The organism is Chondromyces crocatus (assembly GCF_001189295.1).
GTDB lineage: Bacteria > Myxococcota_A > Polyangia > Polyangiales > Polyangiaceae > Chondromyces > Chondromyces crocatus.
Map to the genome: position 1 here is coordinate 2,919,202 of NZ_CP012159.1, position 26,044 is coordinate 2,945,245.

Below are 26,044 nucleotides of genomic sequence, written 5' to 3' on the forward strand. Positions count from 1 at the left end.
GCTAACGCGCTGCCGCCTATGCAGCGGCAGCGGTGGATGGCGCTCGTGTTCGCGCTCCTGTTGGCCGGAGCCGTGGGGCTCTTGGTCTACAGTGCTCGCCCGAAGGTCCAGGAGGAACTCCTCGGGCAGCCGGATGCCGGCGCACCTGTGGTGAGCGACGCCGGGGTCGACGACGATGGCGGCGCTGGCGGGTCTGGTGGCGGAAGTGGTGAGCAGCCCACGACGCCCGGGGGAGAGATCGGGTCAGACGCCGGGACGCTGCTGCTGTCCGGGGAGACGGCGCCGGCGCTGCCCTCGGATGCGCCCAAGCGGGTGCGCTTCGGGGTGATCCTGGTGCAGTACCGGGGCGCACAGGGCGCGCTGCCCACCACCCGGTCCCGGGAGGCCGCCCTCGAACTGGCCCGGACGCTGGCGGCGGAGGCCAAGCAGGACTTCAAGGCGACCGTGGCCAAGGGTGACAAGGGTTCCACGGAAGACCTGGGCTTGATGCCCCGCGGGATCCTGGAGCCGGCACCGGAATACGAGCTGTTCAGTCTCCCGAAGGGAGGCGTGAGCGGGCCCGTCGATACGCCGCGCGGGTATTGGATCATCCGCAGGATCGACTAAAGAGGGAGCACCCGGGCGCTCGCGGCCGCAATCACGCGGCCATCTCGCGCCATGGCCACGCTCGCGGCGTGTGGTCAGCTCACCCAGCAACCGAGCCGCGACAAGACAGGAGTGAGGTCCGCATGGCGACGATCGACATCCGCCGGCAGCACACGTTGAGCAAGGACGACGCGAAGGCGCGCGCCGAGCAGCTGATCCGGGGCATGGAAGAGAAGCTCGGGATTCGCTGGAAATGGGCCGGCGAGAACATCGAGTTCGAAGCACCCGAAGGTGCCGCGAAGGGCGCCAAGGGCAAGGTGACGCTCAGCGCCTCGGAGATCCGGGTGGAGATCGACCTGCCGTTCCTGCTGCGGCCCATGAAGGGCATGGTCGAGTCGAAGGTCAACGAGAGGCTCGACAAACTCATCGTCAAGTCCTAGCTCCGGGCCTCGCTGTCCCGACCGCCTCCGACATCCGCTGCTTCGTCACGCGGACCGGAGGGGGCCCTCACCACGTCTGCACCCGTCCTGGCCAGAGGTGCGCCGTCCTGACGCGGAGCGCAGGAGAGGTGTCGTCGTCCGTTGCTCGGACCACCGAGCGCGCGCGGCCCTCATGTGCCCCGCGCTCCCCGACATGCCCCGCTCGAAAATCAGCCTGCGCTTTACTCGACGCGCTCCGGTTCGATACTCTCCGCCCGCGCCATACGGCGCGCACCACGGGTCCCGTACGGAGGCGTGTCGAGCGAGATGACGGTTCAGGCACCTCAGGGTCAGGTAGAGAGCATGACGGCCCTGATAGCGCACCTCCGCGCGGAGCAGGCCGAGCAGCAGGACAGACAACTGCAGGCTTTGCTGCTGCACGAGCTGGGGGCGCTCGAGGAAGCGCAGAGCGAGGAGCCGGCTGCGGCGAGGGACTATCTGGCGGCGTTCAACGCCGATCCGCAGTTCCGCGAGCCGCTGGAGGCGCTCGTCCGGATCCTCACGCGGCGGAAGTCGATCAAGAACCTGGGCAAGCTGCTCGATGCGCTGACGCGTGCGGCAGGGACGCCGGAGGAGAAGACGCGGGCCTTCTGGGAGCGTGCGGCCTATCTGCAGGATCACGAGAAGAGCCTGCCGGCGGCGAAGGAAGCGCTCGAAGAGGCGGTGCTGGCGAACCCCGAGGACGCCACGGCCTGGCTGGAGCTGGAGCTGATCGCCGCCAAGGAGGGCGACGTCGCGAACCGGATGCGCGCGATCGAGGCGCGCGCGGAGCTCGCGACCGACGCGACGTGGAAGGCGCTGCTGTTCATCGAGCTCGCCGACCTCTCCGCAGCGAACGGGAGCGCGGAGCGGGCCTACGAGCTGCTCGACGCGGCCGCGGCGCTGGAGGGGAGGGCGCGGTTCCAGACGCAGCTCGCGCTCGAAGCGGTCGCGCGCCGTGAGGACAACCTCGAGGTGCTGGCGCGCGCGCTGGAGGGGCAGGCAGAGCTCATCGCCGAGGCGCTGGACGACGAGACGAGCGGTGATGCGATTGGCGTGCCCCGCTACATGCGTCGGCCCGAGTACGCAGCGGATGCCTGGCTGCGCTCGGCGGAGATTTTGCGGCGTACGGGTGGAAGCTACGCCTCGCTGATCGAGCGGGCGGCAGAGCGGCTGCCGGAATCGCCGCTCATCGCCAGGCTGCGGCTGGCGGCGCTCGAGGCGTCCGGAGAGGCGGAGCAGGCCGCAGAGCTCGCGAAGCGTGAGCTGGAGCGTGGCATCGATGGCCCCGGCGCGGCGTCGCTGTGGATGCGGGTGGCCGAGGCGGCCGCCGTCGGGGGGGATCGCGATGGCGCGTTCGCCGCCCTGCGCAGTGCGCTGACGGCCGATCCGCAGTGCATCCCGGCGCGTGCGCTGGAGATCGATCTGCTCGGTGATGGGCAAGATCCGGCGGCGCTCGCGCAGTCGCTGGAGGCGATGGCCGCGACGTTCGAGAGCGGTGAGGCGCGAGGGCGCACGCTGACGACCGCCGCGTATGTGTGGTCGGTGCGTGCTGGCGATACGGCGGCCGCCCGCGCCGCGCTGGCGCGCGCTGGTGAGGCCGGGCTGGAGCGGGGCACGCTGGCGCGCATCGCGCGTTCGCTCGCGGCCCTGCGCGGCGACACGGCGTGGTACGACGAGGCGACGCGCGACCTGCTTTCGGCGGGACCGGAGGCCGGGGAAGACGCGAGCCTGTGGTTCGAGATCGGGCAAAGCCGGCTCGCGAGCGGTGATGCGGACGGCGCGGTCGAGGCGTTCAAGAAGCTCGCGTCGGCAGGCGCCGAGGGAGAAGAGATCCTCGGGCCCAGCGCCTGGCTGGGTCGGGTGCTCACGGCTTACGGTGTGGAGCTGGTGCGCGCCGCGCCGGAAGGCGAAGCCTCGGCGGTGAAGCGCGCGCCGGAGCCCATCGAGGCGCTGGCGCAGGTGGAGAGCGAGGAGGCCGCGCGAGGTCTGTGGCTCGTCTCCGCGCTGCGGAGCGCGCGCCGTGGGGATCTGGATCGGGCGTGCGAGCGGCTTCGTTCGTTGTTCGAGGCCTCGGCCGAGGACGAGGTGGTGGCGGTATTCCTGGCGGAGCTGGAGCGCCGGCAGGGGCGCACCGCCGAGGCCGCGGCGACGCTGGCGGCCTGCGCCGCGGCGACCGACGACGAGGATCTGTCGGCGGCGCTGCACATCGAAGCGGGGATCCTGCTGTGGCGTGGCGGGGAGCGGAAGCGCGCGATCGAGGAGCTGGAGGCCGCGCGGGGCAAGGCGCCGCGTGCCGGCGCTGCGCTGCTCTCCTGGGCCCTGCGCGGTGACGAGCCGGACACGCTGGATGGGCGACGGCGGGCACTGGAGGTCGCGGCCGAGGCCGGCGAAGACGCGACGGCGATCGCGCTGGAGCGGTTCGGGCTGGAGGTCAGCGGCGGCGGCGAGGCTGATGATGCACTCGCTGCGCTGGAAACCGTCGAAGCGGAGGGGACGGGCGATCTTGCGGTGGCGGCGGCGCTGGGGCGGGTCTTGTGGCCACCGGCGACGGAGCGGCGGGATCTCGTGGACCGTGCCCTCGATCAGCTGGAGGCGTGTGGAGACAGCGCGGCGGCGATCGCGCGTGCCGAGCGGTTCCGGCTGACGGTGGCCGTGGACCAGGATCGGGCGCTCGCCGTGGAGCGCGCGGCGGCGTGGGTCGACGCGGATCCGAAGCTGTACGCGGCTCTGGAGTGGCTTGGCGCAGCGCTCGGCGCAGAGGACCGTGAGGCGGAGATCGCGGCTCGCCGAGCCGCAGCGGAGCACTTCCAGGGGGAGGCACGCGCCGCGATGGAGGCGTCTGCTGCGGTGGTCGCCATGATCGATCAGCCGCACGAGCCGCAGCCGTTCGTCCGGGGGAACTCGGCACCTGCACAGCTCGTGAACCTGGAGCTCGCGCTGCCTGGAAGCGATCCGCGGCGCCGGGCCGCGGCCCTGCTGGGGCTGTCGGATGCGCTGGGGGTCGAGGCGCAGCTCGATGGGATCGCCCTTGCGGCGTGGTCCGATCTCGCCGCAGGAGAGCACGACCGGGCGCTGACGTCGTTCAAGACCGTCGTCGAGCACCGGCCCGAAGACGTCGCCGCCTGGGAAGGTGTGCGCACGGCGTCGGAGATCCTCGGTGACGCGGTGGGGACGGCACTGGCGAGCGCTCAGCTCGGCGCGCACTGCAAGGACGACGCACGGGGTGGTCGGTTCTGGGAGCAAGCGGGCACGATCCTGCTGGAGAAGACGAGCGCCCACGACGACGCCGAGATCGCCTTCGCGCGTGCCTTCGATCGCGATCCGCGTCGCTCGATCGCGTTCGACAAGCTGTTCCGCCGGGTGCGTGCCCGCAACGAGGACGATCGGCTGCTCGACATCATCGAGCGCCGGCTCGGGGTGGCGGACGACGATCTGGAGATCGGGAAGCTGTTCTGGGAGCGCGCTCGCGTGCTCCGGAAGAAGGGCAACCTGGACGAGGCGCTGGCCGCGCTCGAGAACGTGACGATGCTCGAGCCCGATCACATCGGCGCGCTGGCGCTGTCGGCGGACATTGCGAAGGCGCGCGGTGACCTCGGTCAGGCGGCCTCCTTCTACGCCGAGCTGTCGCGGGTGCAGAAGGCGCCCGGCGATCAGCGGCTGATGTCCGGTGTCACCGCGGTGGACCTGTTCGAGAAGAACGAGGAGCACAAGCGGGCGCTGGAGGTGCTGGTGGAGCTGCACAAGGCGGGGCTCTCGACGCGGCCGGTGCGGGAGCGCCTGGTGCGTGTCGCGGCGCGGGTGGGCTCCTGGGAGGATGCGGTCCGGCTGCTCGAAGAGTTGATGGTCGAGCGCGACACGCGCGAGGGGCGCATCGAAGCGGCGAGGCTGGCGATGGCCATCTACCGCGACAAGATCCGCGATCCGAAGCGCGCGCAGCGATCGGTCGAGAAGCTGCTCGACGAGTCCCCCGATGACGGCGAGGCCGTGGATCTGGTGCTGACGACGAGCTTCGATCAGGGCTTCCGGACGAAGATGCTGGCGCGGGCCAAGTCGACGTTGATCCAGGCGCTCGCCGCCGACCCGTGCGACGCGAATCGGGTCGAGCTGCTCGCGAAGATCGCCGGGGCTGGCCAGGACGCGGCCCTCCGGCAGGCGACGCTGGGCGCGCTGGTGGCGCTCGGACGAGACGACAAGGATGTGTCCGCCGAGCTGAAGCGGATCGACTCGCGGGTGGCGTCGCGACCGCAGATTGCGCTCGACGCCCAGGCGATGTCGGAGATCGCCGATGCCCAGGATACGGGTCCCATCGCGGAGCTGTTCGCGCTGATGTCGGAGACCATCAGCATGGCGCTCGGGCCTTCACTGGTGTCCCTCGGCGTCACGAAGAAGGACCGCATCGATCCCCGAGGTGGGCATCCGCTCCGGGTCGCCGTGGCCGAGTGGGTCGGGGCACTCGGGTTCGAGGGGGACTTCGATCTGTACGTGGGGGGCCCGAACCCGCACGCGGTGACGGGCGTGTCCGGAGAGCAGCCGGCGATCGTGGTGGGGAGCAGCATCAGCGCACCACTCGACGCGGCGGCGCGCTCGGCGGTGGCGCGCGAGGCTTTCGCGCTGCGACGTGGGATCACCTCGCTGCGCACCCGCGACGACAACACGGTCGCCTCGCTGGTGATTGCTGCCTGCAACGAGGCAGGCGTGAGCGTTCCGGCTCCGCCCTACGCCGTGTATGGTGAGGTCTCTCGGTCGATTCATCGCGAGATGTCGCGGAAGATCCGCAAGGCGATCCCCGATGTCTGCCAGCGCATCCAGGCCAGCAACCAGGATGCGCGGAAGTGGGCGGCGGCCGCGAGGAGGAGCATCGATCGCATGTCCGTGATCGCTGCGGGGGATGCCTCGCTGGTGCTGTCCGATGTCCTGAATACTCCCCGCGACCAGCTCGACGGGGTGATCCGCGAGAGCGAGCGGGCACGTCGCCTGCTCGCATTTGTCCTTTCGCCCAGCTACCTCGAGCTCCGGAAGAAGCTCGGGATGGGGGTCCGGTGAGCAACGATTCGCACTCGAGGTTTCAGGACGGGGGCGACGAGGACGCGCAGCAGGAGGGTACGGGCGAGAAGGCTACCGTGCCGCCTCCGCCGATGTACGGTCCTGCCGTGTCGGAGTCCGACGTCGAAGAGGCCACTCTCCTGGCGAAGATCCCGGAAGAGCTGATCCACTCGATCCGGGAAGACGCCGAGGGGCGGCCGAGCATCGGCGGTCTGAAGCAGCTCTTCTCGCGTGAGCCGGCTCCACGCATTCCCGAGCATCAGCCCTCCGAAGGAGGTGATGCGCTGCTCGACATGCTGTTCGACGAGCCTGCCGTGATCGAGCCGGAGCCCGATGACGGTGTGGTGACGTCAGCGCCGGTCTTGCGGGGTGGTGCACGGATGCCTCCGCCTCCTCGGCCGCCGCGGTTGCAGGTGCCGCCGCCTCCTCCCATGGAGGAGCCCGCGGAGGATCTGCTGTCGCTCGAGGAGCCCGAGCCGGAAGGGTTGCCGCTGGAGGCTGGGGACCGACAGACGCCGGTGCCCGATGGTGGTGACGCCGAGGGGTCGATCGATCTCGCGCCTCCCTCCTTCGAGGAGGAAGCTGCGGCTGAGGAGCTGCCGGAAGAGGACCTCTCGCCGCCGGTCGTGGAGCGCGTGAGCGAGCCCCTCGTGGCGAGCGCAGGGATCGCCTTCGAGGACAGCAGCGCCGTCGTCGCCGTGAGCGAGGACGACGCACTCTTCCAGCTCGATCCCGACGCGGCGTCGCCCGAGGTGGAGGCGCTTCCCGCGCTTCTCCCGTCGATCCCGCCGCCGTCGGCCGCGTTCGACAACGAGCAAGACGCCAGCGCCGTGCTGGTGCAGTCGCAGCAGCGAGACGCCTGGGCTGCGCGTGCGGAGTGGCTCCGCGCAGAGGCCGAGGCACTCGACGACAAGGCGGCGCGTGCGCGCGCGTTGCTGCCGGTCGCCGAGATGTATGCGATGGCTGGCGAGGAGGGGCTCGCGCGGCAGATCGCGACCGAGGCGAGGGAGCTCGCGCCTGGCTCGATCACCGCACACCGGCTGGTGCGTGGGTTGCTCATGCGGGAGGGTGATCACGCGACGGTGATCGAGGCGCTCGACGCCGAGACGCGCGCGCTGCCGACACCTGCTGCCCGCTGCCACAATGCGATGCTCGGCGCGGAACTCTCGCGCCTGGTGGTGGGCGACACCGAGATGGCGCAGAAGCGTCTGGAGCTGGGGCTCCGTGCGAACTCGCAGGATCCGCGGGGACACGTGCAGCGTTTCTGCGAAGCGCTGGCTTCGGAGGGCGATCCCTCGGCGCCCCCTGCCTTGAACAAATTCAGGGTGCCGGACGCGCCCGAGCTCGCGCCGCTCGCCGCTGCCTACACGCAGGTGGCTGCCCACCGTGGTGGGACGCTGCGTGGGCGCGCGCGCCCCGAGACCGGGTACGAGGCGCTGCTTCGCGCGCGTGCTTCGCTCGAGACGGGGGACCTGGCTGGCGCGATCGCGTCGTTCGAGTCGCTCGGTGGGACGTCGCTCGCTCAGGGGGCGGGATGGCTGCTGGCCTCCCTGGCGGCGCCGCGCAAAGCGACGCGAGCGGCTTCGGCGGACGCGCTGCGGGGCGTCGTCGACGGGACACACGGCGATCTGGCGCGTCGCGCGCTGGCGGCGCGGGCCATCGAGCTCGGAGACGCGGCGGCCGCGCGCGCGGCGACCTCGGGTGAGGGAGAGGCCTTCTCGGGGGCGGCGCGGGTCGCGCTTGCTGCGCTCACCGGGGGAACCCGTGACGAGGTAGACCCGTGGATCTCGGGGCTCCTGGAGGAGCCCGAGCACGTGGTCCTCGGCGCGGCGGCGAGCGCCGCCCTCAGCGAGCCTGGTGCTGGCGCAACGAGCAGCGCGGTGCATTCCGCCGGGTTGCTCCGTGCGCGGGTCGGGGCGAGCCTCGGCCGGGCGCTGGCGCGGGACGCGGTGGGGGCGGAAGGGAGCCTCGATGCGAACGAGGTGTTCGCGCAGGCCGTCGGGGCCTACGCGGATCTCGCAGCAGAGAATTCGATCTCTCGGGCCCTCACCCTGGAAGTCGATCTGGAAGCCCGCAGGGCCGACAGCGTGGCTCAAGCCGTCGTGGCGCAGCGAGAGAGCGAGGGGGATCGAGACGCCGCGCTCGCCGCTGCGTTGCTCGATCAGATCGCTGGAGAGCCGGAGCGTGCCCGCGCCGCGCTGGACCGCGCGCGTGCGGCCGAGCCGCAGCACGAAGGTGCCGCCCGTGCCCGCGCCGCGGTGGAGACGGGCGTGGAGGCAGCGCAGATCCTGGTGGAGCACGCCGGGTCTCTGGAGCCGGGCCCGAGAGCGGCGGCGCTGCTGACCGAGGCCGCGATCCGGCTGCTCGATGGAGGCGCCGAGCCAGAGGAGGCAGAGCGGCTGCTCCAGCGTGCTGCGGAGGCCGATCCGAAGCAGCCGATGTCGATGTACATCGGGGAGCGGAGTGCGCGGACGCGCGTCGACCGTGACGCGCTGATCGAGTGGCTTCGGCTGCGCCGTGAGGCGGCGGGCGACCCGCTCGAGCGTGCACACGACATCGTGAGAGAAGCGCTGCTCGTGGCGGAGTCAGAGCCCTCGACGGCCTCGGCGCTCCTCGAGCAAGCGCTGGCCGTGCGCCCGCAGGACAGCGGGCTGCGGGATCTGTTCGAACGGCTCGCGCCGGAGCCGCCCCCCGATCGCGCTGCCTGGCGCGCGGAGCGTGCTGCCGAAGCCAAGGGGGCGGAGGCGGCTCGCCTCGCGCTGGAGGCGACGCTGGAGTACGAGCGGGCGGGGGACATGGAGCGCGCCGCGGAGTGCGCAAAGCAGGCCATCGCGGCTGGCGAGGAGCAGCTCGCGCCAATCGCGTTGAACCGCGCAGGGCGCGCTGGCCACGGCGCTGGGGAGCTCATCGAGCAGCTGATCACACGCGCGAAGGAGGCGACCGATGCCGTTGAGCGGCGGGAGCTCTACGAGCGCCTCGCCGAGCTGGACGAGATCGGTCGCAGCGGCTGGTTCGCCTCGGTCCTCGCGGAGGCCCCCGATCACCTGCCGACGCTGCGTCGGCGGGCGGCAGCGCTGATCTCGGAGGGGCTGGACGACGAACTCGAGCCCACCCTGATCGCCGTCGCACGGGCTCTCGAGGGCAGCCCAGAGGCGCCCGTGGGCGGCTCGGAGGCGATCGCGCACGCCATGGTGTCCGCTCGGTTGCGGCTCCGGGCGTTGCCTTGGGAGGAGACGCTAGAGCCCGTCGAGCTGGCCTACCGAAACCAGCCTCGAGGCGTCTGGGCGCTTCGACAGATGGCTGCGCACGCGCGCGTCAAAGAGGACCACAGGCTGGCGATTGAGGCGGATCGTCAGCTCATCGAGCGGACCGACAGGCCTTCCGAGGCGGCGGCGCTGTCCGTGCGGACGGCCAAAGAGGCCTCCATCGCTGGATCGGTCGAGGACACGGTCGCGTTCTTCCAGCATGCCATCACGGTGGTCCCGGGCTACCTGTATGCGCACCTCGAACTGGCGAGTGCGCTCGAGCGAGGTGGGGACATGGCGAGCGCCGCTGCTGCCCTGGAGGCCGCCGCGGAGGTGTCCGTCACGACGGAGCTGCGGGCCCACGCCTTGTATCGGGCTGCTGTGCTCTGGCTGGATGAAGTCAAGGATACGGGGCGCGCCCGGCAGGTGTTCGAGGCGGTGGCCGCCATCGATCCTTCCTACAGCGATGTCTTCCAGCGGCTTCAGACCATCTACATCGCCGAAGGGGCGAGAGCAGAGCTCGCAGCCTTGCTGGAGCGTCGACTCGAAGCAGTCACCGATCCTGCAGAGCGCGTGGAGATGGAAGTGCTCCGCGGGCGGGCGCTGGCCGATGTGGGCGACGCGGCCGCGGCCAAGGGAGCCCTCGCGGCTGCCCTGGAGGCCAACCCGGATCACGTGGAAGCGCTCAGCGCCTTCGCCGACGTCAGCGCGAGCGAAGGGGACTGGAGCGGGGCAGAGCAGGCCTGGATCCGGCTGGCTCGGTTGATCCCGGATCAGACCAAGCAGATCGCCATCTATCTGCGACTGGGTGAGCTGTACGACGAGCACCTGCCCAACCAGGAGCGCGCGGAGCTCGCCTACCAGGAAATCCTGAAGCGCTCTCCCACCGACGCGAGCGCGCGCGAGCGGTTGGTCGCGCTGTACAAGCGCTCTGGAGACAGCGCGCGGGCGATCGAGCAGCAGAACATCCTCATCGAGGCTGCGGCGACGCCGGAGGAGAAGTGCCAGCGCACGGCGGAACTCGCCGAGATCTACGAGGCCGCCGGCGACACGAAGAAGGCCGAGACGACACTGCTCGGCGCGCGCAAGGCGTGGCCGAAGGACGAGCACGCGATCGGAGCGTTGGCGCGCTTCTACTTGCGGAACGATCAGGGAGCAGCAGCGAACGTTCTCCTCGATCGTGCGCTGGCGGATGCTCGTCGTGCGCTCAACACGGGCCGCTTCGAGCCCTACCTGTTCTCGACGGTCGCGACGGTGGCCGAGCTGCGGGGCCGTGGAGGCGCCGCGAAGGTCGCCAGGGCCACGGTGAGTGCGCTCGAGGGGCAGGTGACCGGGGGCATGGAAGGGGCCGGGCTGGCCGCCGTGGATACCTCTTTGGACGAGCTGATCGCGCCCGAGGTCATGACGCCGGCTTTCCGCGAGCTGCTCGCACGGTCCTCGCCGCTTCTGGATCGAGCCGTTCCTTTCGATCTCGACTCGATCCGCGCGGTCCCGCTTCCCTCCCAGCACGCGGAGCTGGTGGAGACGGCACAGGCGCTCGGCGATGCCTATGGGCTCTCGGGTCTCCAGGTCTACGTGACGCCGGCGCTGGGCTCCGTGTGCATCCCGGCGTCGTCGGAGCCGCCGGTCATCGTGCTCGGTCAGGCGCTGGTCGCATCGCCGCGCGAGGACGTCCGGACCTTCCTCATCCACCGGGCCCTGAAGATCTTGCAGACGCGCGGCTCGGCGTTCTCCAGGACGGCACCCATCGACCTCTGGCCCATGTTCGCGGCCTTCCTGAAGGCCCTCAACCCGAGCTGGACGCCGCAGGGCGTGGACGCCAGCAGGCTCACCGAGTGGTACAGCAAGGTGACCCGGGCGATGGGAGCGGATGCCGATCCTCAGCTGGCCGTGCTCGCCGCCGATATCGTGGGTTCGATCGGCAACCGCGCCTCCACGTTGAACACGGCGATCAACAGCTGGGGAAATCGTGCGGCACTCCTGGCCAGCGGTGACCTGAATGTGGCATTCACCGCCATCGCCTGGTCCGGGGGACATACGAACGCTCCGCCCGCGGAGGGCAAGGAGCGCATCACCTGGATCGGGCGCAATGCCGAGGCGCGTGACCTGATCGTATTCTCGGTGAGCGATTCCTTTGCAGACGCGCGGGATCGTCTGGGTCTGAGCAGCTAGTATCGATGACGACGACCACGAAGCCTCGCATTCATTACGACTGCACCAAATGTCCGGCCTTCTGCTGCTCGATCTACGAGCGCGTGGTGGTGAATCAGCGCGACATCAATCGCCTGGCGCGCCACTTCGAGCTGACCATCGAAGAGGCAGAGCGCCGGTTCACCAAGCGCAACGGTGACGAGCGGATTCTGCGCCGGCAGAAGGACACGCTGCTCGGACAGACGTGCAAATTCCTCAACCTCGAGACGCGCGGGTGCTCGATCTACCACGCACGACCGCAGATCTGTCGCGAGTACCCGGGGCGCTCACGCTGCGGGTACTACGACATCCTGCAGTTCGAGCGGGAGACGCAGGAGGATGACACCGTGCTCCCCCTCATTCAGCTGCGGTTTCTCAAGCCCAAGCGCGAAGCCTGAGAGCCGAGAGGCGCGCTAAGGGCCTGCGTCGGACGGGGGGGGCTTGTCCAGCGCCGTGAGGACGCTCGGGCACACGACGGGGACCTCCCGTGCTCGGTGTTCGGGTGACTCACGGAAGCAGATCTTGCCAGCAAGGCGAATACGTTCGCCTCTGGCGAGGGTGCTCTCGTCGGGGCATGGGGTCTCGGTGACCGCCGAGCGGGTGCCGTCCTCGGCCGTGTAGAGCACGCAGCTCGTGCCCTCTCTGGCGAAATAGTGCCTGCGCGCAGGTCGTCGAGCAGCACGCGCCGTGCCTCCCGTGGACGTGGCGGGTTGGGGCTGTGGTGGTTCGCCGACCGCGCTCCCCGGGGGAAGGGCAGCCGGCGCTTCGTTGGCGTCGCTGCGCGCGAGATCCTGACAGCTCGCGACGAGGAGCAGGCTGATGGTGAGACCGCGTCGCCTGCTCGCCCAGCACATCTCGGGAGCCCCTACTTCTGGGGGAAGAAGAGGATGAACAGCTTGGTGAGGAAGAGGTCCGAGATCAGGATGGCGATGGAGGTCGCGACGACGGCCCGGGTCGTCGCGAGACCGACGCCCTCGGTGCCCCCTCGGGTGATCAGCCCGAAATGACAGCCGACCAGCGCGATGATCGCCCCGAAGAACGGCGTCTTCAGGATGCCGCTGAAGAAGTCGCCGAACGTCACGGACTCGAGCGCCGTCGCGAGGAAGAACCCGGCGGGGATGCCGAACTCCGTCGAGCAAACGAACATCGCTCCCATGAAGCCGAGCACCAGCGCGAAAGCGCCCAGCACCGGCATGATCACCAGACACGCGAGGAGGCGTGGCAGCACCAGCTTCTTCAGCGGGTCCGCGCCCAGAGCACGGATGGCATCGATCTGCTCGGTGACGGCCATGGAGCCGACCTCGGCCGCGATGCCTGCTCCGATGCGGCCGCCGACCACGATCGCCGTCAACGTGGGCGCCAGCTCGCGTGAGAAGGAGAGACCGATGACGCGCCCCGTGTACTCCATCCCGCCGAACTTCTGCAGGCCGAACGCGAACTGCACCGCCATGACCATCCCGACGAAGAGCGCGGTGACCGAAGCGATCCCGAGCGAGCGCGTGCCGAGCGACTCCATCTGGTAGATGGTCGACGAGATCTCGAGGGGCCTCCGGAACGTCGCGCGGATGGCGCCCCAGGTCATGTCGCCCAGCTGTCCCAGATGCTCCAGGAAATGGGTGAACGTCTCCCAGACGCGGGACGTCATGGGAGGAGGCGGCGGAGGGGCCAGGCTCGGGGAGTGCCCCGTCTGACTCGGGCGATCAGCTGTCATGGGTGGAGAGGGTTGAGAATCCGCGCACCAGGTGCCCGAATGCGTCGAGGCTGCGCTCGAAGTGGGCGGGGTGCGCGACCAGCAGCAGGTCGTAGACGCAGCCGTCCTTCTTCAAGACCCAGACGTCGAACTTCTTCGGAACACCGTCCAGTTTTGCCTGGAGCACGGTGTGCATGGCTTCGCGGCCATCCATGGGGACGACTTCCTGCGACAGGATGTCTCGCTCCGTGAATTGCAGGAAAAGGTGCTGCGTCAGTGCGGTGAGGGGAACGTCATCCTCGCCGCGGCAGCGGCCGTTGATGGCGATGGTCGCCATGTTCCTGTCATCCCGGAACACGATGGTCGAGTGAGACACCTCGACTTGCTGCCATCCGGAGGGGGCGCGTGGGATCCTGAACGCGACATCCGTGCCTCGGTAGACGGTGCCGTCGAAGGATGGACCGCCGCACGCGACGAGGGCGGAGGTCATGAGGAGCAGGGCTGACAGGGGGCGAAGGAAGGCCATACATCGCATCAGCAGCGGGGCCGACGCTAGCACGCCAGACCGCTCTGGGTGATGGTCGAGACGCCACTTCAGTGCTGGTGGGAAGCTGACATGGGAGAGGTGAGCACGGGAGGCAAGGGGTGCCACTCAAGGAAAAGGCCACCGACGCGCAGGCGGACGGGAGCCAGATGGAGGCATCCGGCCCCATCCGTTTGGTGGTGGGCGGCGTGAGGAAGAACGCTTCTTTGGCCAGTCAGGTGATTTTCGTCGGCTCCGGCCGATCATGAAGCCACGGATGAGGAACAGCCCCGCGACGAACCCTCCCAGGTGAGCGAAGAACGCCACCCCGCCGCCGCGGAGACCGATCGCGCCGAGCGCGTTGAACAAGTTGGCGGCGAAATATTCGAGGATGACGATCCAGGCCGGCAGCTCGAAGAACAGGCCGAAGAACACCGTCACGGGCGCGCGGGGGTAGAGCGAACCATACGCTGCGAGGACGCCGGAGATCGCTCCAGAGGCTCCCACCATGGGGATGTGCGAGGCAGGATCGATGAAGAACTGTGCCGCCGCCGCACCGAGCCCGGCGAGCAAATAGAACGCGAGGTATCGCCCTCTGCCGAGCGCATCCTCCACGTTGTCGCCGAAGATCCACAGGAAGAGCATGTTGCCGCCGAGGTGGAGCCACCCCGACGGGTCGTGCATGAACATGCTGGTGAGGACCGTCCAGCTCGCGTCGAGCGGCGTCTGGAGCAGCCGCAGCGGGACCAGGCCGTACTCCGTCAGCAGGCGCTGAGGTGGGTAGCCGGCGGTGATGAGCGCGCGCATCCAGACGAAGGTGAGAATGTTGAGCGCGATCAGCGCGTAGGTGACCACCGGCGTGCGACGGGACGGGAGGTGGTCACGGACCGGGAGCATCGCGGACCCAACTTAAGCACGGCTGGGGCTGCGTGACACCGCCTGGGCTGCCTGTTAGACCCGGTTCGCGATGTCCGAGTTGCGCCTCCGCCTGCACGACAGCATGACGCAAAAGCTCACCCCGCTGGTCCCGCGCCAGCCTGGTGAGGTGCACATCTACTGTTGCGGGCCCACCACGTACGATGTCGCTCACGTGGGCCATGGGCGGGCCGCGCTCGCCCCCGATGTGCTCGTACGCCATCTCAGGAGCCGCGGGCTCCAGGTGACCTACGTCCGTAACGTCACAGACGTCGACGACAAGATCCTGGCTCGGGCGTCGGAGAAGGGCGAGCCGCCTCTGGCGCTGTCGGCGCGCATGGCCGCCCTCTACCAGGAAGACATGGCCGCGCTGGGTTGCCTGAGGCCCGATGTCGAGCCACGCGTCTCGGAGCACATCCCGGAGATCATCGCGCTGATCGAGCGCCTGTGCGATGTCGGCGCCGCTTACGTGATCGAGCTGCCGAACGGCGCGCGGGACGTCTATTACGCCGTCCGGAGCTTCGCGGGTTACGGGAAGCTGTCCAAGCGCAACATCGAAGAGCTGTGCGCGGGGGCGCGCGTCGAGGTGGTCGAACAGAAGCGCGATCCCCTGGACTTCGCCTTGTGGAAGGGCGTCGTCGACGAAGGCGCCTGGGGCTGGGACAGCCCATGGGGGAAGGGACGGCCCGGGTGGCACATCGAGTGCTCCGCCATGGCGTGCCGGTACCTCGGCGCTGGCTTCGATGTGCATGCAGGCGGGATGGATCTCATCTTTCCTCACCACGAGAACGAGATCGCTCAGAGTGAAGCTGCCTGCCCGGCCGATGTCCCCTTCGCGTCCATCTGGATCCACAACGGCTTCGTCAACGTCGACAAGGAGAAGATGGCGAAGTCACTCGGCAATTTCGTCACGCTTCGCGATGTGTACGAGCGGAACGATCCAGAGGCCTTGCGCTACTTCCTCCTGAGCGTCCATTACCGGGGACCGATCGCCTTCGACACCACGAAGCGTGAGAACGGCAGGGTCGTCTTTCCTGGCGTCGTGGAGGCAGAGCGTCGCGTCGACTACCTGTACGGCACCCTGGAGCGGCTGGAAGCGCTCGGGGCAGGTGCAGAGGGGGTGGACCTCCCCGGGACGTTGCCCCGGGGCCTGGCGGCAGTCGCTACCCTGGCGGCGGAGGCGCGGGAGCGCGTCGAAGCGAGCCTCGATGAGGACCTGAACACCCCGGTCGCCCTCTCGGTGCTCGCCGACATCGCCAAGGCGGCCAACGAGCTCGTCGACCTGGTCCAGAGGCGTCGAAAGGATCAGGCGGTCCAGCAGCTGGCGCCTTCGCTCGCTCGTCGTCTGCTGCTCGCTTTTCGAGGGACGCTGGAGGCGCTGGGTCTGCTGCAGACCCCGCCCGGAGCGTACCACGCCCGCACGCAGGCACGTCGCCTGGGTCTCCTGGGGCTCGCGCCCGAAGCGGTCGATGCGCGCGTGGCGGAGCGAGCAGCTGCCCGTCAAGCGAAAGACTTCGCCCGGAGTGACCGTCTCCGGGGAGAACTCGACGCGCTGGGGATCGAGATCGCCGATACCCCCACCGGCAGCACCTGGCGGGTGACTGTGTCCTGACCAGAGGCCGCGTTTGCGGCTGCGGTTGACGACGGCAGGTAGACGGGACGAAGACGGAGATTTAGGTTGTCGGGTGCCCGGATAGACGGGCTCGCTCTGGCCGCACCGCTGTCTGGACAAGTTCCCAATGGCCCGTGACCTCTATGCTGTGCTCGGAGTCCCTCGTGACGGGGATGAAGAGACGATCAAGAAGGCTTTCCGTAAGCTGGCGATGAAGTACCACCCGGACAAGAGCCCGGGGAAGGCCAACGAGCAGAAGTTCAAGGAGATCAACCAGGCCTACGAGGTCCTGAGCGACAAGCAGAAGCGCGCGCTCTACGACGAGTTCGGTGAGGAGAGCCTCTCGCAGGGGTTCGATCCCGAGCGTGCTCGTGCTTTCCGGCGTTACGCGGGCGCGCGGGGGGCGGGCGGTGGAGGGGCGCCTGGCTTCGACGTGCAGGAGATCTTCGGCGGCGGCGGTTTCGGCGGTTCAGGCGGCGTGGGCGACCTGTTCGGCGACCTGTTCGGTCGAGGCGGCGCTCGCCGCGGGCAGCCCGCGCGGGGACGCGGGAGTGACGTCGAGCATCATCTCACCGTGGATTTCAACTCGGCGATCCGTGGGACCACGATCACGGTGCAGCGGCCCGGAGAGGGTGAACCGGCGACCGTGCGCATTCCTCCGGGAGCGCACGAGGGGAGCAGGCTGCGCATCCGTGGACAGGGGAGCCCTGGGCCAGGCGGAGGTCCTGCGGGCGATCTGATCCTTCACATCCACGTCACGCCGCATCCCTTCTTCCGACGCGAAGGCGATGATTTGCATCTCGATGTGCCCATCACCGTGGGTGAGGCGTACCGAGGAGAGAAGATCCGTATCCCCACACCCGACGGCGAGGTGGTGCTGAAGGTCCCGCCCCGCACGCAGACGGGGCAGGTGATGCGGCTCCGAGGCAAAGGCGTCGCTCGCAAGGGCAAGGATGCCGGGGATCTCTACGTGCGATTCCTGGTGCACGTCCCCACGAACGATGATCCCGAAGTCGAGAAAGCGGTCGAGCTGCTCGAGAAGCACATGCGTGATCCACGGAGCGATCTGCGCTTCTGAGCTGTGCTGAGCGAACGGGACGAAGCTCGGCGCGTGCTTACCTACCGCCCGCTGTACCTGGGGGGGCGCTTCTCCATGAACGACGAGAGGGCCTCACCCAGGTCTTCTGAAGCCAGGAAGGCCGAGTTCCACGCGGCCACGTACTCCAGCCCTTCGGCGACGGTCTTGCCCTCTCCGTAGCCCAGGACCTGCTTCACGCCTCGCACAGCGAGAGGCGGATTGGCTGCGATCTCACTGCAGAGCGCTCGTGCCCCTGCGAGCAGCGCTTCGACGTCGGAGAAGACGTCGTTCACGAGTCCGATCTCCCGGGCTCGCGTGGCGGGGACGTCCTTCCCGGTGAAGGCCAGCTCGCGTGTGTGACCCTGACCGATGATGGGCGGAAGCCGTTGCAAGCTACCGAGGTCGGCGACCATGGCGATCTTCGTCTCGCGGAGGGAGAAGCGCGCGTCTGCGGTGCACAGCCGGATGTCACAGGCCGCGGCGAGGTCGAGACCGCCGCCGATGCACCAGCCATGGATCGCTGCGACGACAGGTACGGGACACGCGGAGACGGCATTGAACGCGCCTTGCAGCTTCCGGATCAGGGCCAGCAGCTGCATCCTGGGCCCAGCGGTGCCGCCGCTGGTGAGGTGGGGGCCCAGCTCGTTGAACGCGGCGGGGAGATCGAGGCCATAGCTGAAGGCTTTGGCCTGTGATTTCAGGAGCACCGCTCTCACATCGGGATGCTCGGAGACTTCCTGCATCGTCGACGTGAGTTCCGCAAAGAACGCGGGCGGCATGGTCGCGTGTTCGAGGGTGACGATGGCGACGTGGTCAATGACCTCGATCCGGCAGAAGGGCATGGGAGGGATGCTGCGCAGAGCACCCCGCCGCTGCAAGCCTCACGAGGAGGATGCTTCGCCCGCGTCTGTTTCTGCAGCCTCTTTGGCAGCGGCTTCGGCTTTGGCAGCCGCCTCGGCTTCCCGCTTGGCCGCCGCCTCGGCCTTCCGCTTGGCTTCTTCCTCGCGCGCGTGGAGCGACTCTTGAGCCGCGCGGATGGCCGCAAGCAGTGGGCGCGCCTGACGTAGTACTTCGTAGTGAGCGCTGCCGTCGGAGCTGACCGGCGCTGCTGCCGTGACGGTCAGCTCTCCATGGAGCAGGACCGCTGACGCGCGTCCGAGGGCCAGGTTGACCTCCCCGCCTGGCAGCAGGTATCCAGCGGCTCCGCCGTAGAGCATGCGTGGCCCGGCTTCGAACATGCGTGCGAGCCGCGCCGCCGCTTTGGTGGGGTCACCGACCGGAGCACCGGCGAGGAGCACGTTCCCGATTTCGTCGATGGCCGTGGCAGCGTCGGCATCCGCGTCCGGCAGCGTCTCGAAACTCTCGTCCGAGGCTCCGAAAAGCGTCATGCCAGGTGCAATGGGCGTCTCCACGAAGTCCAGGAAGAAGAGGTTGGACCTGGGGGAGAGGACTCGCAGCGCACGGTAGGCATCGAACACGTTCGCTCCTCTCGGAGCGGCCTTGAACGAGCGGGCCAGCGTGAGCTGTTTTGCCTCGCCAGCCGCGAGTCGCGTGCGTGCTGCGGCGCTCTTTGCAGCGAAGACCTCATCGGATGGCATGGGTTGGAGCGCTTCGGGAAGCGCTTCCGGATCGGGGATCTCGAGTGGAGAGAGGTCCGGGGCCTGTGCGAGCTCCCACGCACAGCGTCTGACCATCCCCTCCGAGGCCCCCGCGATGGTCATCGTCTGTTCGTGGTGATCGAAGAGTGCCACGGTCGGTGCTTTGATGAACCGGCTGAGGAGCGCCATCTGACCCCAAGGATCGAAGCCGAGCGCCAGCTGCAACGCCTCGTAGGCGATGAAACCCACCAGGCCCTGATTGAGCATGGCCGCGAGGCGCCGCGTCCCGTTCGTATCGCCGTCCAGGAGCGCTTCGTCCAGCGTGGCGCTCTTCGTGAGCTCGACCATTTCCTGTCGGAGCGCCGCCAGCGCGTCCTTCCCGTTCGGGAAGAGGGTCTCGCTCCGAGGTCGGTACCCGACGGCGGCATAACGGCCCTCTCCCCACTCGAAGAGGAACGTCGGACGCTCCGGCGCGAGAGTCCTCATCGACGCATAGGCGCGGACAGGTGTGACGTGATCAGCGGGAAAGACACGAACGACGACCGAACTCATGTCCGGCGAGCGTACATGCATCATCTGCGTCGGCGAAGAGGTGCGCGTGCCGCGTCATCGGCGGGCGATGCTTCCGACGCTGTCGATGGAGCCGTGCGTGGAGACGCAATACCCCCCTCTGGGGGGAGACGCAGAGCCGGAGTGGCCCGGCTCGGCTCAGTAGTGACCGAAGAGGTCCTGGATCCGCGATTCGAGCGCGACGGCGATTTTGTAAAGCGACGAGATGGACGCCGACGACTCTGCTCTCTCGATCTGGGAGAGGAGAGAGACGCTCAGACCCGTCCGCCGCGCCATCTGCTTGAGGGTCAGATCCTTGTCCTTGCGGAGGTTGCGGATCGTGTCGCCGATCACGCGGTGAAGTTGCTCCTCCGGGGTGCGCGCGAGACCCTTCTTGCGCATGACCCGCGCGAGCACCTCGCGGAACTCGTCCACGTTGAACGGCTTCTTGATGTAGTCGACGGCATCGAGCTTCATCGAGGCCACGGCGCTCTCGAGGTTCGGGAAGCCGGTGAAGATCACCACGGCGATGTCGCTGTCGACCTTGCGGATCCGCTTCAGGACTTCGATGCCATCAAGCTTCGGCATCATCAGATCGAGGATGATCAGATGGTAGCCACCAGCCCTCACCTCCTCTTCCACCGTTGTCGGATCGGCTAGCGTCTTTACCTGGTAGCCGTCTCGCTCGAGCAGCGTCTGCATGTAGTCGCAGATGGCTCGGTCATCATCGACGATCAGAATGCGTACAGCGGGAAGCTCGATTGCCACCAGTTCCTCCTATCCCTCTCCGCGGCCAGCGGGCCGCTCCCCCCCAGGGGGTCGTGAGAGCGACGCCATGCAGGCGAGGTCTCACTTCTCTTGCCGAAGCCCGGTCGGTCGAACCCGACCAGGCCTGACTGGATTCTGACACCCGGCAGAGCACGTCGCCCCGCCTTCGGTCCAGATTCCAGTGACACTTTAACACGCACCAGGCAACTAGGACCTCAGAGTTTTTGTTCTTCCGAACGCTTTCTTCCTGCTCGTACCCCGTCCTGGGCGCGCTCGCGTGCCAGCTTGGTGGTTTGCCCTTCGTTGATGCCGCTCTGGGGGCCCTTCCCGGCTGATGGGCGGGGATGATTCCAGGACATGTCGAGGGAATGCGAACAGAAGAAGAGAATTCTTCCTCTCGGACGCTTGACAGAAGGGCCTAGTTTGGCGATGTTGCGCGCCCACGAAATGCGGGCGTTGCTTCGTAGCAGCGCGGGGCGTAGCGCAGCCTGGTAGCGCACTCGGTTCGGGACCGAGGAGTCGGAGGTTCAAATCCTCTCGCCCCGACTAAGTTTTGACGATTCAGCCGTGCCGGCCATCACGGCTGTCACTCCGGGGCAAGCGAGCACGCTGGCACCGAGAAGAGTGGCCTGACCAACGGGACAAAGAGCACCCTGAGGTTCAACGATGAGCCTCGGGGTAGCTCGGACCCGAGACGGTGCCTGTTGGTTCAGCTCGGTCCGAGCTGGTCGGGTTGGTACCTCCCTCCGGGATCGCGCTCGGCCCAGCCTGACTTGCGCAGGAAGTCCTCGAACGTGAGCATCCCTGGATGCAAGGCGCGAAGCTGGGGAATCGCAGCCTGGAAGCCGTGCTTGAAGACGGCGGTGAACAGCTCCGCCATGTCCTCGTCCTGCGCGCGGATGCGGGCAAGGCTGGCGGAGCTTCCGGCGAACTCCACGGGGAAGCCGAGTACCCGGGAGAGGGTGTTCGCGATGTCGAGCATCGTCAGCTCGTCCCCGGCGAGGTCGAACCTCATGCCGATGAACTCCTGGGGTCGGTCGAAGGCCATGACGACGAAGCGAGCCAGATCCTCCAGCGCGATCATCTGCAGCTTCGTATCCGGGTCCCAGGGCATGAGCAGCTGTCCTCGAGAGATGCCGCTGCAGAAGCCCAGCTCCGGGTCCTCGAAGTTATCCATGAAGAAGACCCCGCGGACGATGGTCAGCGGGAGTCCGATCGCGCGACCATATTCTTCGACGGCGAGCTTGCCACGATTGACGGATAACTCGGGCGCAATGGTGACGCCGCCGCCGGAGGATTGAATGAAGTGGGCGACCGCCGCATCCTTCGCGGCCTTCATGAGGTTCTTCCCTTGCCTCACTTCGCCAGCTTCCCCGAGCTTGGACCCGGGGGCGCCATCCCAGTAGTTCTGTACCCCGAAGACCCCATGGACGCCGTCGACTGCGGCCTCGAGCGACGTCCGATCATCGAGGTCTCCCGCAATGACGCGCACACCGCTCATGGCGAGTGAGCGTGCTGCGGGTTTGTCCGGGCTCCTGCAGAGCGCTCGTACACGGTAACCGCGTCCGAGCAGCTCGCGCGCGACAGCGCCCCCTTGTCTTCCTGTCGCGCCGATAACGAGTATCTCGCGTCCTGCTGTGTTCATAGACAGGAGCGTATCAGTGGAGGTGTGCGCATTAGCAAGCGCTCTCGGGCGCACGTCGAGCGCATGTTCCGCTACGCCCCGGGCTCATACAGCGCTGTCGCTTCCGTCCGTTCAATCGTGCCCGAAGCGTCGATTCGGGCACATGGCGTCATCCCGTGCGTCCTGCGAGATTCGCGATCACTGCTGCCAGCTCGGACGCTTCAATGGGCTTCGGCACATGAGATTGAAAGCCGGCGAGCAGCGCACGAGTTCGATCCTGGGCGCTCGCATATGCCGTGAGAGCTGCAGCGGGAATGCGTCCCCCTCGCTCCGGGCTGCGAGCGCGGAGCCGCCGGATGAGGCTGTATCCGTCTTCGCCCGGCATCCCCAGATCGCTGAGGATCACGTCTGGTTTGATGCGCTCGATGGTCGCCAGCGCGTCCGTCACGGTGGCTGCGGTGGTCACCGTGGCGCCCTTGCGTTCCAGCACTGCGCCGACGAGCTCGCGGGCGTCGGGCTCGTCATCCACGACGAGGATGTGCAGCCCTTGCAGTGTGGGCTCGCTGTCGAGCAGCGCCGCTGCATTGTCCAGCTTGCGCAGCGCGCTCGCGCCCACCGCAATCGGCATCTCGACGGTGAAGATCGCCCCCCTCCCCTCGCCGGCACTCTCGGCGCGGACGACACCGCCGTGCAGCTCGACCAGGTGGCGAGCGATGGCGAGGCCCAGACCGAGGCCGCTGTGGGGGCGGGTGCTCGTGCTGTCTGCCTGGCGGAAGCGGTCGAAGACGTAGGGCAGGAACTCCTGGGCAATGCCCTGCCCGTTGTCGCGGACTTCGAGGCGGGCCGCTCCCCCGATCCGGACCAGCTGCACCGAGACCCGACCCCCCTTGGGCGTGAACTTGATCGCGTTGGACAGGAGGTTCCAGACCACCTGCTGCAAGCGGGTCGGGTCGCCCGAGATCGGCCCTGCGGATGGGTCGAGCGACACGCTGATCTCGATCCCCTTCGCGTCGGCACCGTGGCGGACCGCGTCGATGGCCGCGTGGACGACTGGAGGCAGATCGAGTGCGGTCACCTCGAGCCGCAGCTTGCCCGTGATGATGCGTGATGCATCGAGCAAGTCCTCCACGAGCTGCGCCTGCAGCGCGCCATTCCTCTCGATCGCTTCGAGCGCCCGGGCCTGGGTCTCCGGCTTGAGAGATCCCTGCCGGAGCATGCGCGTCCAGCCCAGGATGGCGGTGAGCGGCGTGCGGAGTTCGTGGGACAGCGTGGCGAGGAACTCGTCCTTGGCGCGGTTCACCTGCTGTGCCTCGCGATAGAGCTGGGCATTGTCCAGCGCGAGCGCCGCGAAGCTGGAGAGCTCCTCCGCCAGCGTGAGATCATCGAGGTTGTACCGGCGGCCCGGCTGCGCCGAGACGAGGGTGATCGCGCCGCGGGTCCTGCCGCGAGCGCGCAGCGGGACGATCATCGCGGAGCGGACCCCGAGCTCTCGCAACAGCGCCAGGTAATTCAGATCCCGGTCGTCCGGGCGGACCGCTGCCGACAGCTCGACGCGGCGTTCTCCGGGGCCCAGCTCGGTCCACGTCCCGGAATCCGAGTCCTGGATGTCGGGCCACAGGATCGACTCACCGGTGCGGAGGACCCCGTGCACCGCGTACGGCACATCGGGCTCGGATGGATACCGTCGACGGAGCGCATCGATGACATCCCCCTGCGCGGACTCCAGGTGGATCGCAGAGAGGCGCACCACGGACCCATCGGACTCGAGGATGTCCACGATGGCGCCATCCGCGACGTGAGGCGCGGCCAGGCACGCGACGTTGCCCAGCGTCGCCTCGAAATCGAGTCCTGACAGGGCGAGCTTGCGGCTGGCTTCGCTGATGAACTGACGACGCTGATCCTCGCGGCGCTTCTCCGTGACGTCACGGAATACCAGCACCACCCCGATCAGCTCGCCTTCGTCGTTGCGGATGGGCGCCCCGCGCTCGTCGACGGCCAGCTCGGTGCCGTTCTTCCGCACGAGCTGGGTGCTCTCCGCCAGACCGACGAGGGTGCCACTCCGGAGCACCTTCGTGACGGGGCTGTCCAGCTCCTCGCGCGTCCGCTCGTCGAGGGTTCGGTAAACATCACCCAGCGGCAGCCCGCGCGCCTCGCTGATGCTCCAGCCCGTCAGCGCTTCGGCCATCGGGTTCATGAACTCGATGCGCCCTGCGCTGTTGGTGGCGATGACGGCGTCTCCGATGCTCTTCAAGGTGGTCGCCAGCCAGGCTTCGCTGACGCGCAACTTGGCTTCGAGCTGCTTGAACTCGGTGATGTCGGCGAAGATGGACAGCGCACCGACCAGCTCGCCGTCACCCGACACGATGGGCGCGCAGCTCCCGAGGAGCATGCCGTGGGTGCCATCGAAGCGCTGGAAGTGGACCTCCTCGGCGGTGATCACGGCCCTGCTGCTCAGACAGCGGTTCATCGCCCAGTCACTCGACGCATAGGGCCGCCCGTCGGGGTGGAATGCCCGGTACTGGCCCCACTGCTCGACGGTATCCGCCGTCGCGCTGCCCGCCCAGACCCGCTCGGATGCGCGGTTCTGGAGGATGATCTTGCCGTCTGCATCCGAGACCAGCATCCCGTGCGGGCTGTGGTTCAGGATCACGTCGAGGAGTCCACGATCCTGGCGAGCGAGGACCCGCAAGCGCTCCACCTCACGGCGGAGGGCCTCGACTTCGAGCTCGTCGGGGGGCGCCGTCTCCTCCACCGGCGTGAGCTGGAACGTGGCGCTCGCGGCGGGGCGAACACTGGCAATGACGCGGTCGATCTCGGCGACAGCGGGCCCGATGAGACGTCGCTGCTCCGCGCTGACGGCCGCGTCGAGGATCACCGAGCGGGCCCTGCTGAGCGCGGAGATCAGCGACGTATCCGCACGGTCAGGCATGCCAGAGGAATCCCATGAGCCCATAGCGCTTACAAGAGGGCCGAGCAGCCCCTCCATCACGTGGTCGCCCGAGACAGCGAAGGCGCGCGAGGACAGAAAAATGCTGTAACCGTACCGGGGCGTCCCTACGGAGAGGCTGGCAGAACGTATCGGGGAAAGGCAGATCCGCAGCTCGGGTGACTCCCCAGGGAGTCACCCCGGGATCAACCGCGTGCGGACTGGATCTGCTTCGTCAGCTCGGGCACAGCTGCGAAGAGGTCGGCCACGAGACCGTAGTCGGCGACCTGGAAGATCGGCGCGTCGGCATCCTTGTTGATGGCGACGATCACCTTCGAGCCCTTCATGCCAGCGAGATGCTGGATCGCGCCGGAGATCCCGATCGCGATGTAGAGCTGAGGGGCGACGATCTTGCCGGTCTGACCCACCTGCAGATCACCGGGCGCATAGCCCGCGTCGCAGGCGGCACGGCTCGCGCCGACGGCGGCTCCGAGCACGTCCGCAAGCGGATCGATCACCTGGTTGAACTTCTCCTTCAGAGCGCGGCCACCCGACACGACGACCTTGGCCTCGGCGAGCTCCGGGCGGCTGCTCTTGACCTGATCGAACGAGACGAACTCCACCCGTCCTGCCGCTGCACCCGGCTGCGTCACCGCCACCGCCTCGACGGCCGTCTGAGCGCCCGACGCATCTGCGGCGGCGAAGGCACTCTGCCGGACGCTCACCACCTGGATGGGGGTGGAGACGCTGACGAGCCCGAAGGCGTTGCCTGCGAACATGGGACGCCGGTAGCGGAGGGAGCCGCCCTCGGTGATCACGCCGGTGATGTCGCTGGCGTAGCCTGCGTCGAGGCGCGCCGCGACGCGCGGCAGGAGGTCCTTCCCGTAACCGCTGGCTGCACCGACCACGACGGCGAAGCCGCGCGACTTCGCCACCTCGGCGACGGTCGGCGCGTAACGCTCTGCGAGGTAGGTCTCGAGCGACGCATCCTGCGCGACGAGCACCTTGGCCGCACCGAGCGACGCAGCCTCGGCAGCCGCGGCATCCAGCCCGCTGCCGATGACCAGGATCGAGTACGTGCCTCCGAGCGCCGTCGCCGCCTGGCGCGCGAACGTCACCGCCGAGTGCGTCGTCTTCTTCAGCTTGCCTTCGGCCGCCTCGGCGACCACGAGAACATCAGCCATGGTTCCACCTCACCGCAACACGCGAACAGAAAATCGAAGAAGTGCTTGCCTCG

17 protein-coding genes and 1 tRNA gene are annotated in these 26,044 nt (G+C 68.3%); 8 read left to right on the plus strand and 10 right to left on the minus strand.

Features of this window, described 5'->3' with window-relative positions; all coding sequences use genetic code 11:
* Positions 1-45 precede the first annotated feature (45 nt).
* From CMC5_RS10880 to CMC5_RS10900, 5 genes are all read left to right on the plus strand, one after another.
* Complete coding sequence (locus CMC5_RS10880) at positions 46-606, plus strand: peptidylprolyl isomerase (protein WP_169796508.1); 561 nt, start codon at positions 46-48, stop codon at positions 604-606.
* A gap of 122 nt (positions 607-728) precedes the next feature.
* Positions 729-1,025, plus strand: a complete 297-nt coding sequence (locus tag CMC5_RS10885; protein WP_050430343.1) for a polyhydroxyalkanoic acid system family protein — start codon at positions 729-731, stop codon at positions 1,023-1,025.
* Positions 1,026-1,367: 342 nt separating this feature from the next.
* Positions 1,368-6,089 (plus strand): hypothetical protein, encoded by a 4,722-nt coding sequence (locus tag CMC5_RS10890; RefSeq protein ID WP_156338440.1) that lies wholly within the window; start codon positions 1,368-1,370, stop codon positions 6,087-6,089.
* The gene (locus CMC5_RS10895; protein WP_050430345.1) at positions 6,086-11,506 is read left to right on the plus strand and encodes a tetratricopeptide repeat protein; all 5,421 of its coding nucleotides are present in this window, start codon (positions 6,086-6,088) and stop codon (positions 11,504-11,506) included. The genes CMC5_RS10890 and CMC5_RS10895 overlap by 4 nt, the downstream gene beginning before the upstream one ends.
* Positions 11,507-11,511: 5 nt before the next feature.
* A complete protein-coding gene (locus CMC5_RS10900) occupies positions 11,512-11,922 on the plus strand; it encodes a YkgJ family cysteine cluster protein (protein WP_050430346.1) in 411 nt (136 codons plus the stop codon).
* Positions 11,923-11,937: 15 nt separating this feature from the next.
* On the opposite strand, the gene CMC5_RS10905 is transcribed toward CMC5_RS10900, so the two are convergent.
* The 4 genes from CMC5_RS10905 to CMC5_RS10920 all read right to left on the minus strand — a co-directional run bounded on the left by CMC5_RS10905 (position 11,938) and on the right by CMC5_RS10920 (position 14,634).
* Positions 11,938-12,378, minus strand: coding sequence for a hypothetical protein (locus CMC5_RS10905; protein ID WP_050430347.1), 441 nt, complete (start codon positions 12,376-12,378; stop codon positions 11,938-11,940).
* An 11-nt stretch (positions 12,379-12,389) separates the two neighbouring features.
* Positions 12,390-13,169 (minus strand): MlaE family ABC transporter permease, encoded by a 780-nt coding sequence (locus CMC5_RS10910; RefSeq protein ID WP_245678395.1) that lies wholly within the window; start codon positions 13,167-13,169, stop codon positions 12,390-12,392.
* Between the two features lie 55 nt (positions 13,170-13,224).
* Positions 13,225-13,551, minus strand: a complete 327-nt coding sequence (locus CMC5_RS47410; RefSeq protein WP_245678396.1) for a hypothetical protein — start codon at positions 13,549-13,551, stop codon at positions 13,225-13,227.
* Between the two features lie 315 nt (positions 13,552-13,866).
* Entirely contained in the window at positions 13,867-14,634 is a 768-nt protein-coding gene (locus CMC5_RS10920) for a rhomboid family intramembrane serine protease (RefSeq protein WP_050430349.1), read from the minus strand.
* A gap of 79 nt (positions 14,635-14,713) precedes the next feature.
* On the opposite strand from CMC5_RS10920, the gene cysS reads away from it, so the two are divergent.
* Complete coding sequence (gene cysS / locus CMC5_RS10925) at positions 14,714-16,264, plus strand: cysteine--tRNA ligase (protein ID WP_050435841.1); 1,551 nt, start codon at positions 14,714-14,716, stop codon at positions 16,262-16,264.
* A 127-nt stretch (positions 16,265-16,391) separates the two neighbouring features.
* Positions 16,392-17,342 carry a DnaJ C-terminal domain-containing protein gene (locus CMC5_RS10930; RefSeq protein WP_050430350.1) on the plus strand — a complete coding sequence of 317 codons (951 nt, stop codon included), beginning with the start codon at positions 16,392-16,394 and terminating at the stop codon, positions 17,340-17,342.
* 41 nt (positions 17,343-17,383) lie between these two features.
* Here CMC5_RS10930 and CMC5_RS10935 read toward each other — a convergent pair whose 3' ends face one another.
* The 3 genes from CMC5_RS10935 to CMC5_RS10945 form a co-directional block, all read right to left on the minus strand.
* Positions 17,384-18,184 carry a crotonase/enoyl-CoA hydratase family protein gene (locus CMC5_RS10935; protein ID WP_050430351.1) on the minus strand — a complete coding sequence of 267 codons (801 nt, stop codon included), beginning with the start codon at positions 18,182-18,184 and terminating at the stop codon, positions 17,384-17,386.
* A 39-nt stretch (positions 18,185-18,223) separates the two neighbouring features.
* Positions 18,224-19,426 (minus strand): chorismate-binding protein, encoded by a 1,203-nt coding sequence (locus CMC5_RS44230; RefSeq protein ID WP_218920251.1) that lies wholly within the window; start codon positions 19,424-19,426, stop codon positions 18,224-18,226.
* A gap of 222 nt (positions 19,427-19,648) precedes the next feature.
* On the minus strand, positions 19,649-20,257 hold the full coding sequence (locus CMC5_RS10945) for a response regulator (RefSeq protein ID WP_044245019.1): 609 nt from the start codon (positions 20,255-20,257) through the stop codon (positions 19,649-19,651).
* A 472-nt stretch (positions 20,258-20,729) separates the two neighbouring features.
* Between CMC5_RS10945 and CMC5_RS10950 the strand changes: the two genes are divergently transcribed.
* Positions 20,730-20,803: transfer RNA gene (locus CMC5_RS10950), tRNA-Pro, on the plus strand.
* 163 nt (positions 20,804-20,966) lie between these two features.
* Here the strand turns inward: CMC5_RS10950 and CMC5_RS10955 are convergent.
* From CMC5_RS10955 to CMC5_RS10965, 3 genes are all read right to left on the minus strand, one after another.
* Positions 20,967-21,902, minus strand: a complete 936-nt coding sequence (locus tag CMC5_RS10955) for an NmrA/HSCARG family protein (protein ID WP_050430353.1) — start codon at positions 21,900-21,902, stop codon at positions 20,967-20,969.
* A 148-nt stretch (positions 21,903-22,050) separates the two neighbouring features.
* A complete protein-coding gene (locus tag CMC5_RS10960) occupies positions 22,051-24,810 on the minus strand; it encodes a hybrid sensor histidine kinase/response regulator (RefSeq protein WP_050435842.1) in 2,760 nt (919 codons plus the stop codon).
* A 203-nt stretch (positions 24,811-25,013) separates the two neighbouring features.
* On the minus strand, positions 25,014-25,991 hold the full coding sequence (locus tag CMC5_RS10965) for an electron transfer flavoprotein subunit alpha/FixB family protein (protein WP_050430354.1): 978 nt from the start codon (positions 25,989-25,991) through the stop codon (positions 25,014-25,016).
* Positions 25,992-26,044 lie beyond the last annotated feature (53 nt).

Bases quoted from the DNA above. Each gene is read 5' to 3' on its own strand.
- CMC5_RS10890 (WP_156338440.1), top strand. From the start codon at position 1,368: ATGACGGCCCTGATAGCGCACCTCCGCGCGGAGCAGGCCGAGCAGCAG.
- CMC5_RS47410 (WP_245678396.1), bottom strand. From the start codon at position 13,551: ATGGCGACCATCGCCATCAACGGCCGCTGCCGCGGCGAGGATGACGTT.
- CMC5_RS44230 (WP_218920251.1), bottom strand. From the start codon at position 19,426: ATGAGGACTCTCGCGCCGGAGCGTCCGACGTTCCTCTTCGAGTGGGGA.
- CMC5_RS10920 (WP_050430349.1), bottom strand. From the start codon at position 14,634: ATGCTCCCGGTCCGTGACCACCTCCCGTCCCGTCGCACGCCGGTGGTC.
- CMC5_RS10965 (WP_050430354.1), bottom strand. From the start codon at position 25,991: ATGGCTGATGTTCTCGTGGTCGCCGAGGCGGCCGAAGGCAAGCTGAAG.
- CMC5_RS10935 (WP_050430351.1), bottom strand. From the start codon at position 18,184: ATGCCCTTCTGCCGGATCGAGGTCATTGACCACGTCGCCATCGTCACC.
- CMC5_RS10910 (WP_245678395.1), bottom strand. From the start codon at position 13,169: ATGACGTCCCGCGTCTGGGAGACGTTCACCCATTTCCTGGAGCATCTG.
- CMC5_RS10960 (WP_050435842.1), bottom strand. From the start codon at position 24,810: ATGCCTGACCGTGCGGATACGTCGCTGATCTCCGCGCTCAGCAGGGCC.
- CMC5_RS10955 (WP_050430353.1), bottom strand. From the start codon at position 21,902: ATGAACACAGCAGGACGCGAGATACTCGTTATCGGCGCGACAGGAAGA.
- CMC5_RS10885 (WP_050430343.1), top strand. From the start codon at position 729: ATGGCGACGATCGACATCCGCCGGCAGCACACGTTGAGCAAGGACGAC.
- CMC5_RS10905 (WP_050430347.1), bottom strand. From the start codon at position 12,378: ATGTGCTGGGCGAGCAGGCGACGCGGTCTCACCATCAGCCTGCTCCTC.
- CMC5_RS10930 (WP_050430350.1), top strand. From the start codon at position 16,392: ATGGCCCGTGACCTCTATGCTGTGCTCGGAGTCCCTCGTGACGGGGAT.
- CMC5_RS10900 (WP_050430346.1), top strand. From the start codon at position 11,512: ATGACGACGACCACGAAGCCTCGCATTCATTACGACTGCACCAAATGT.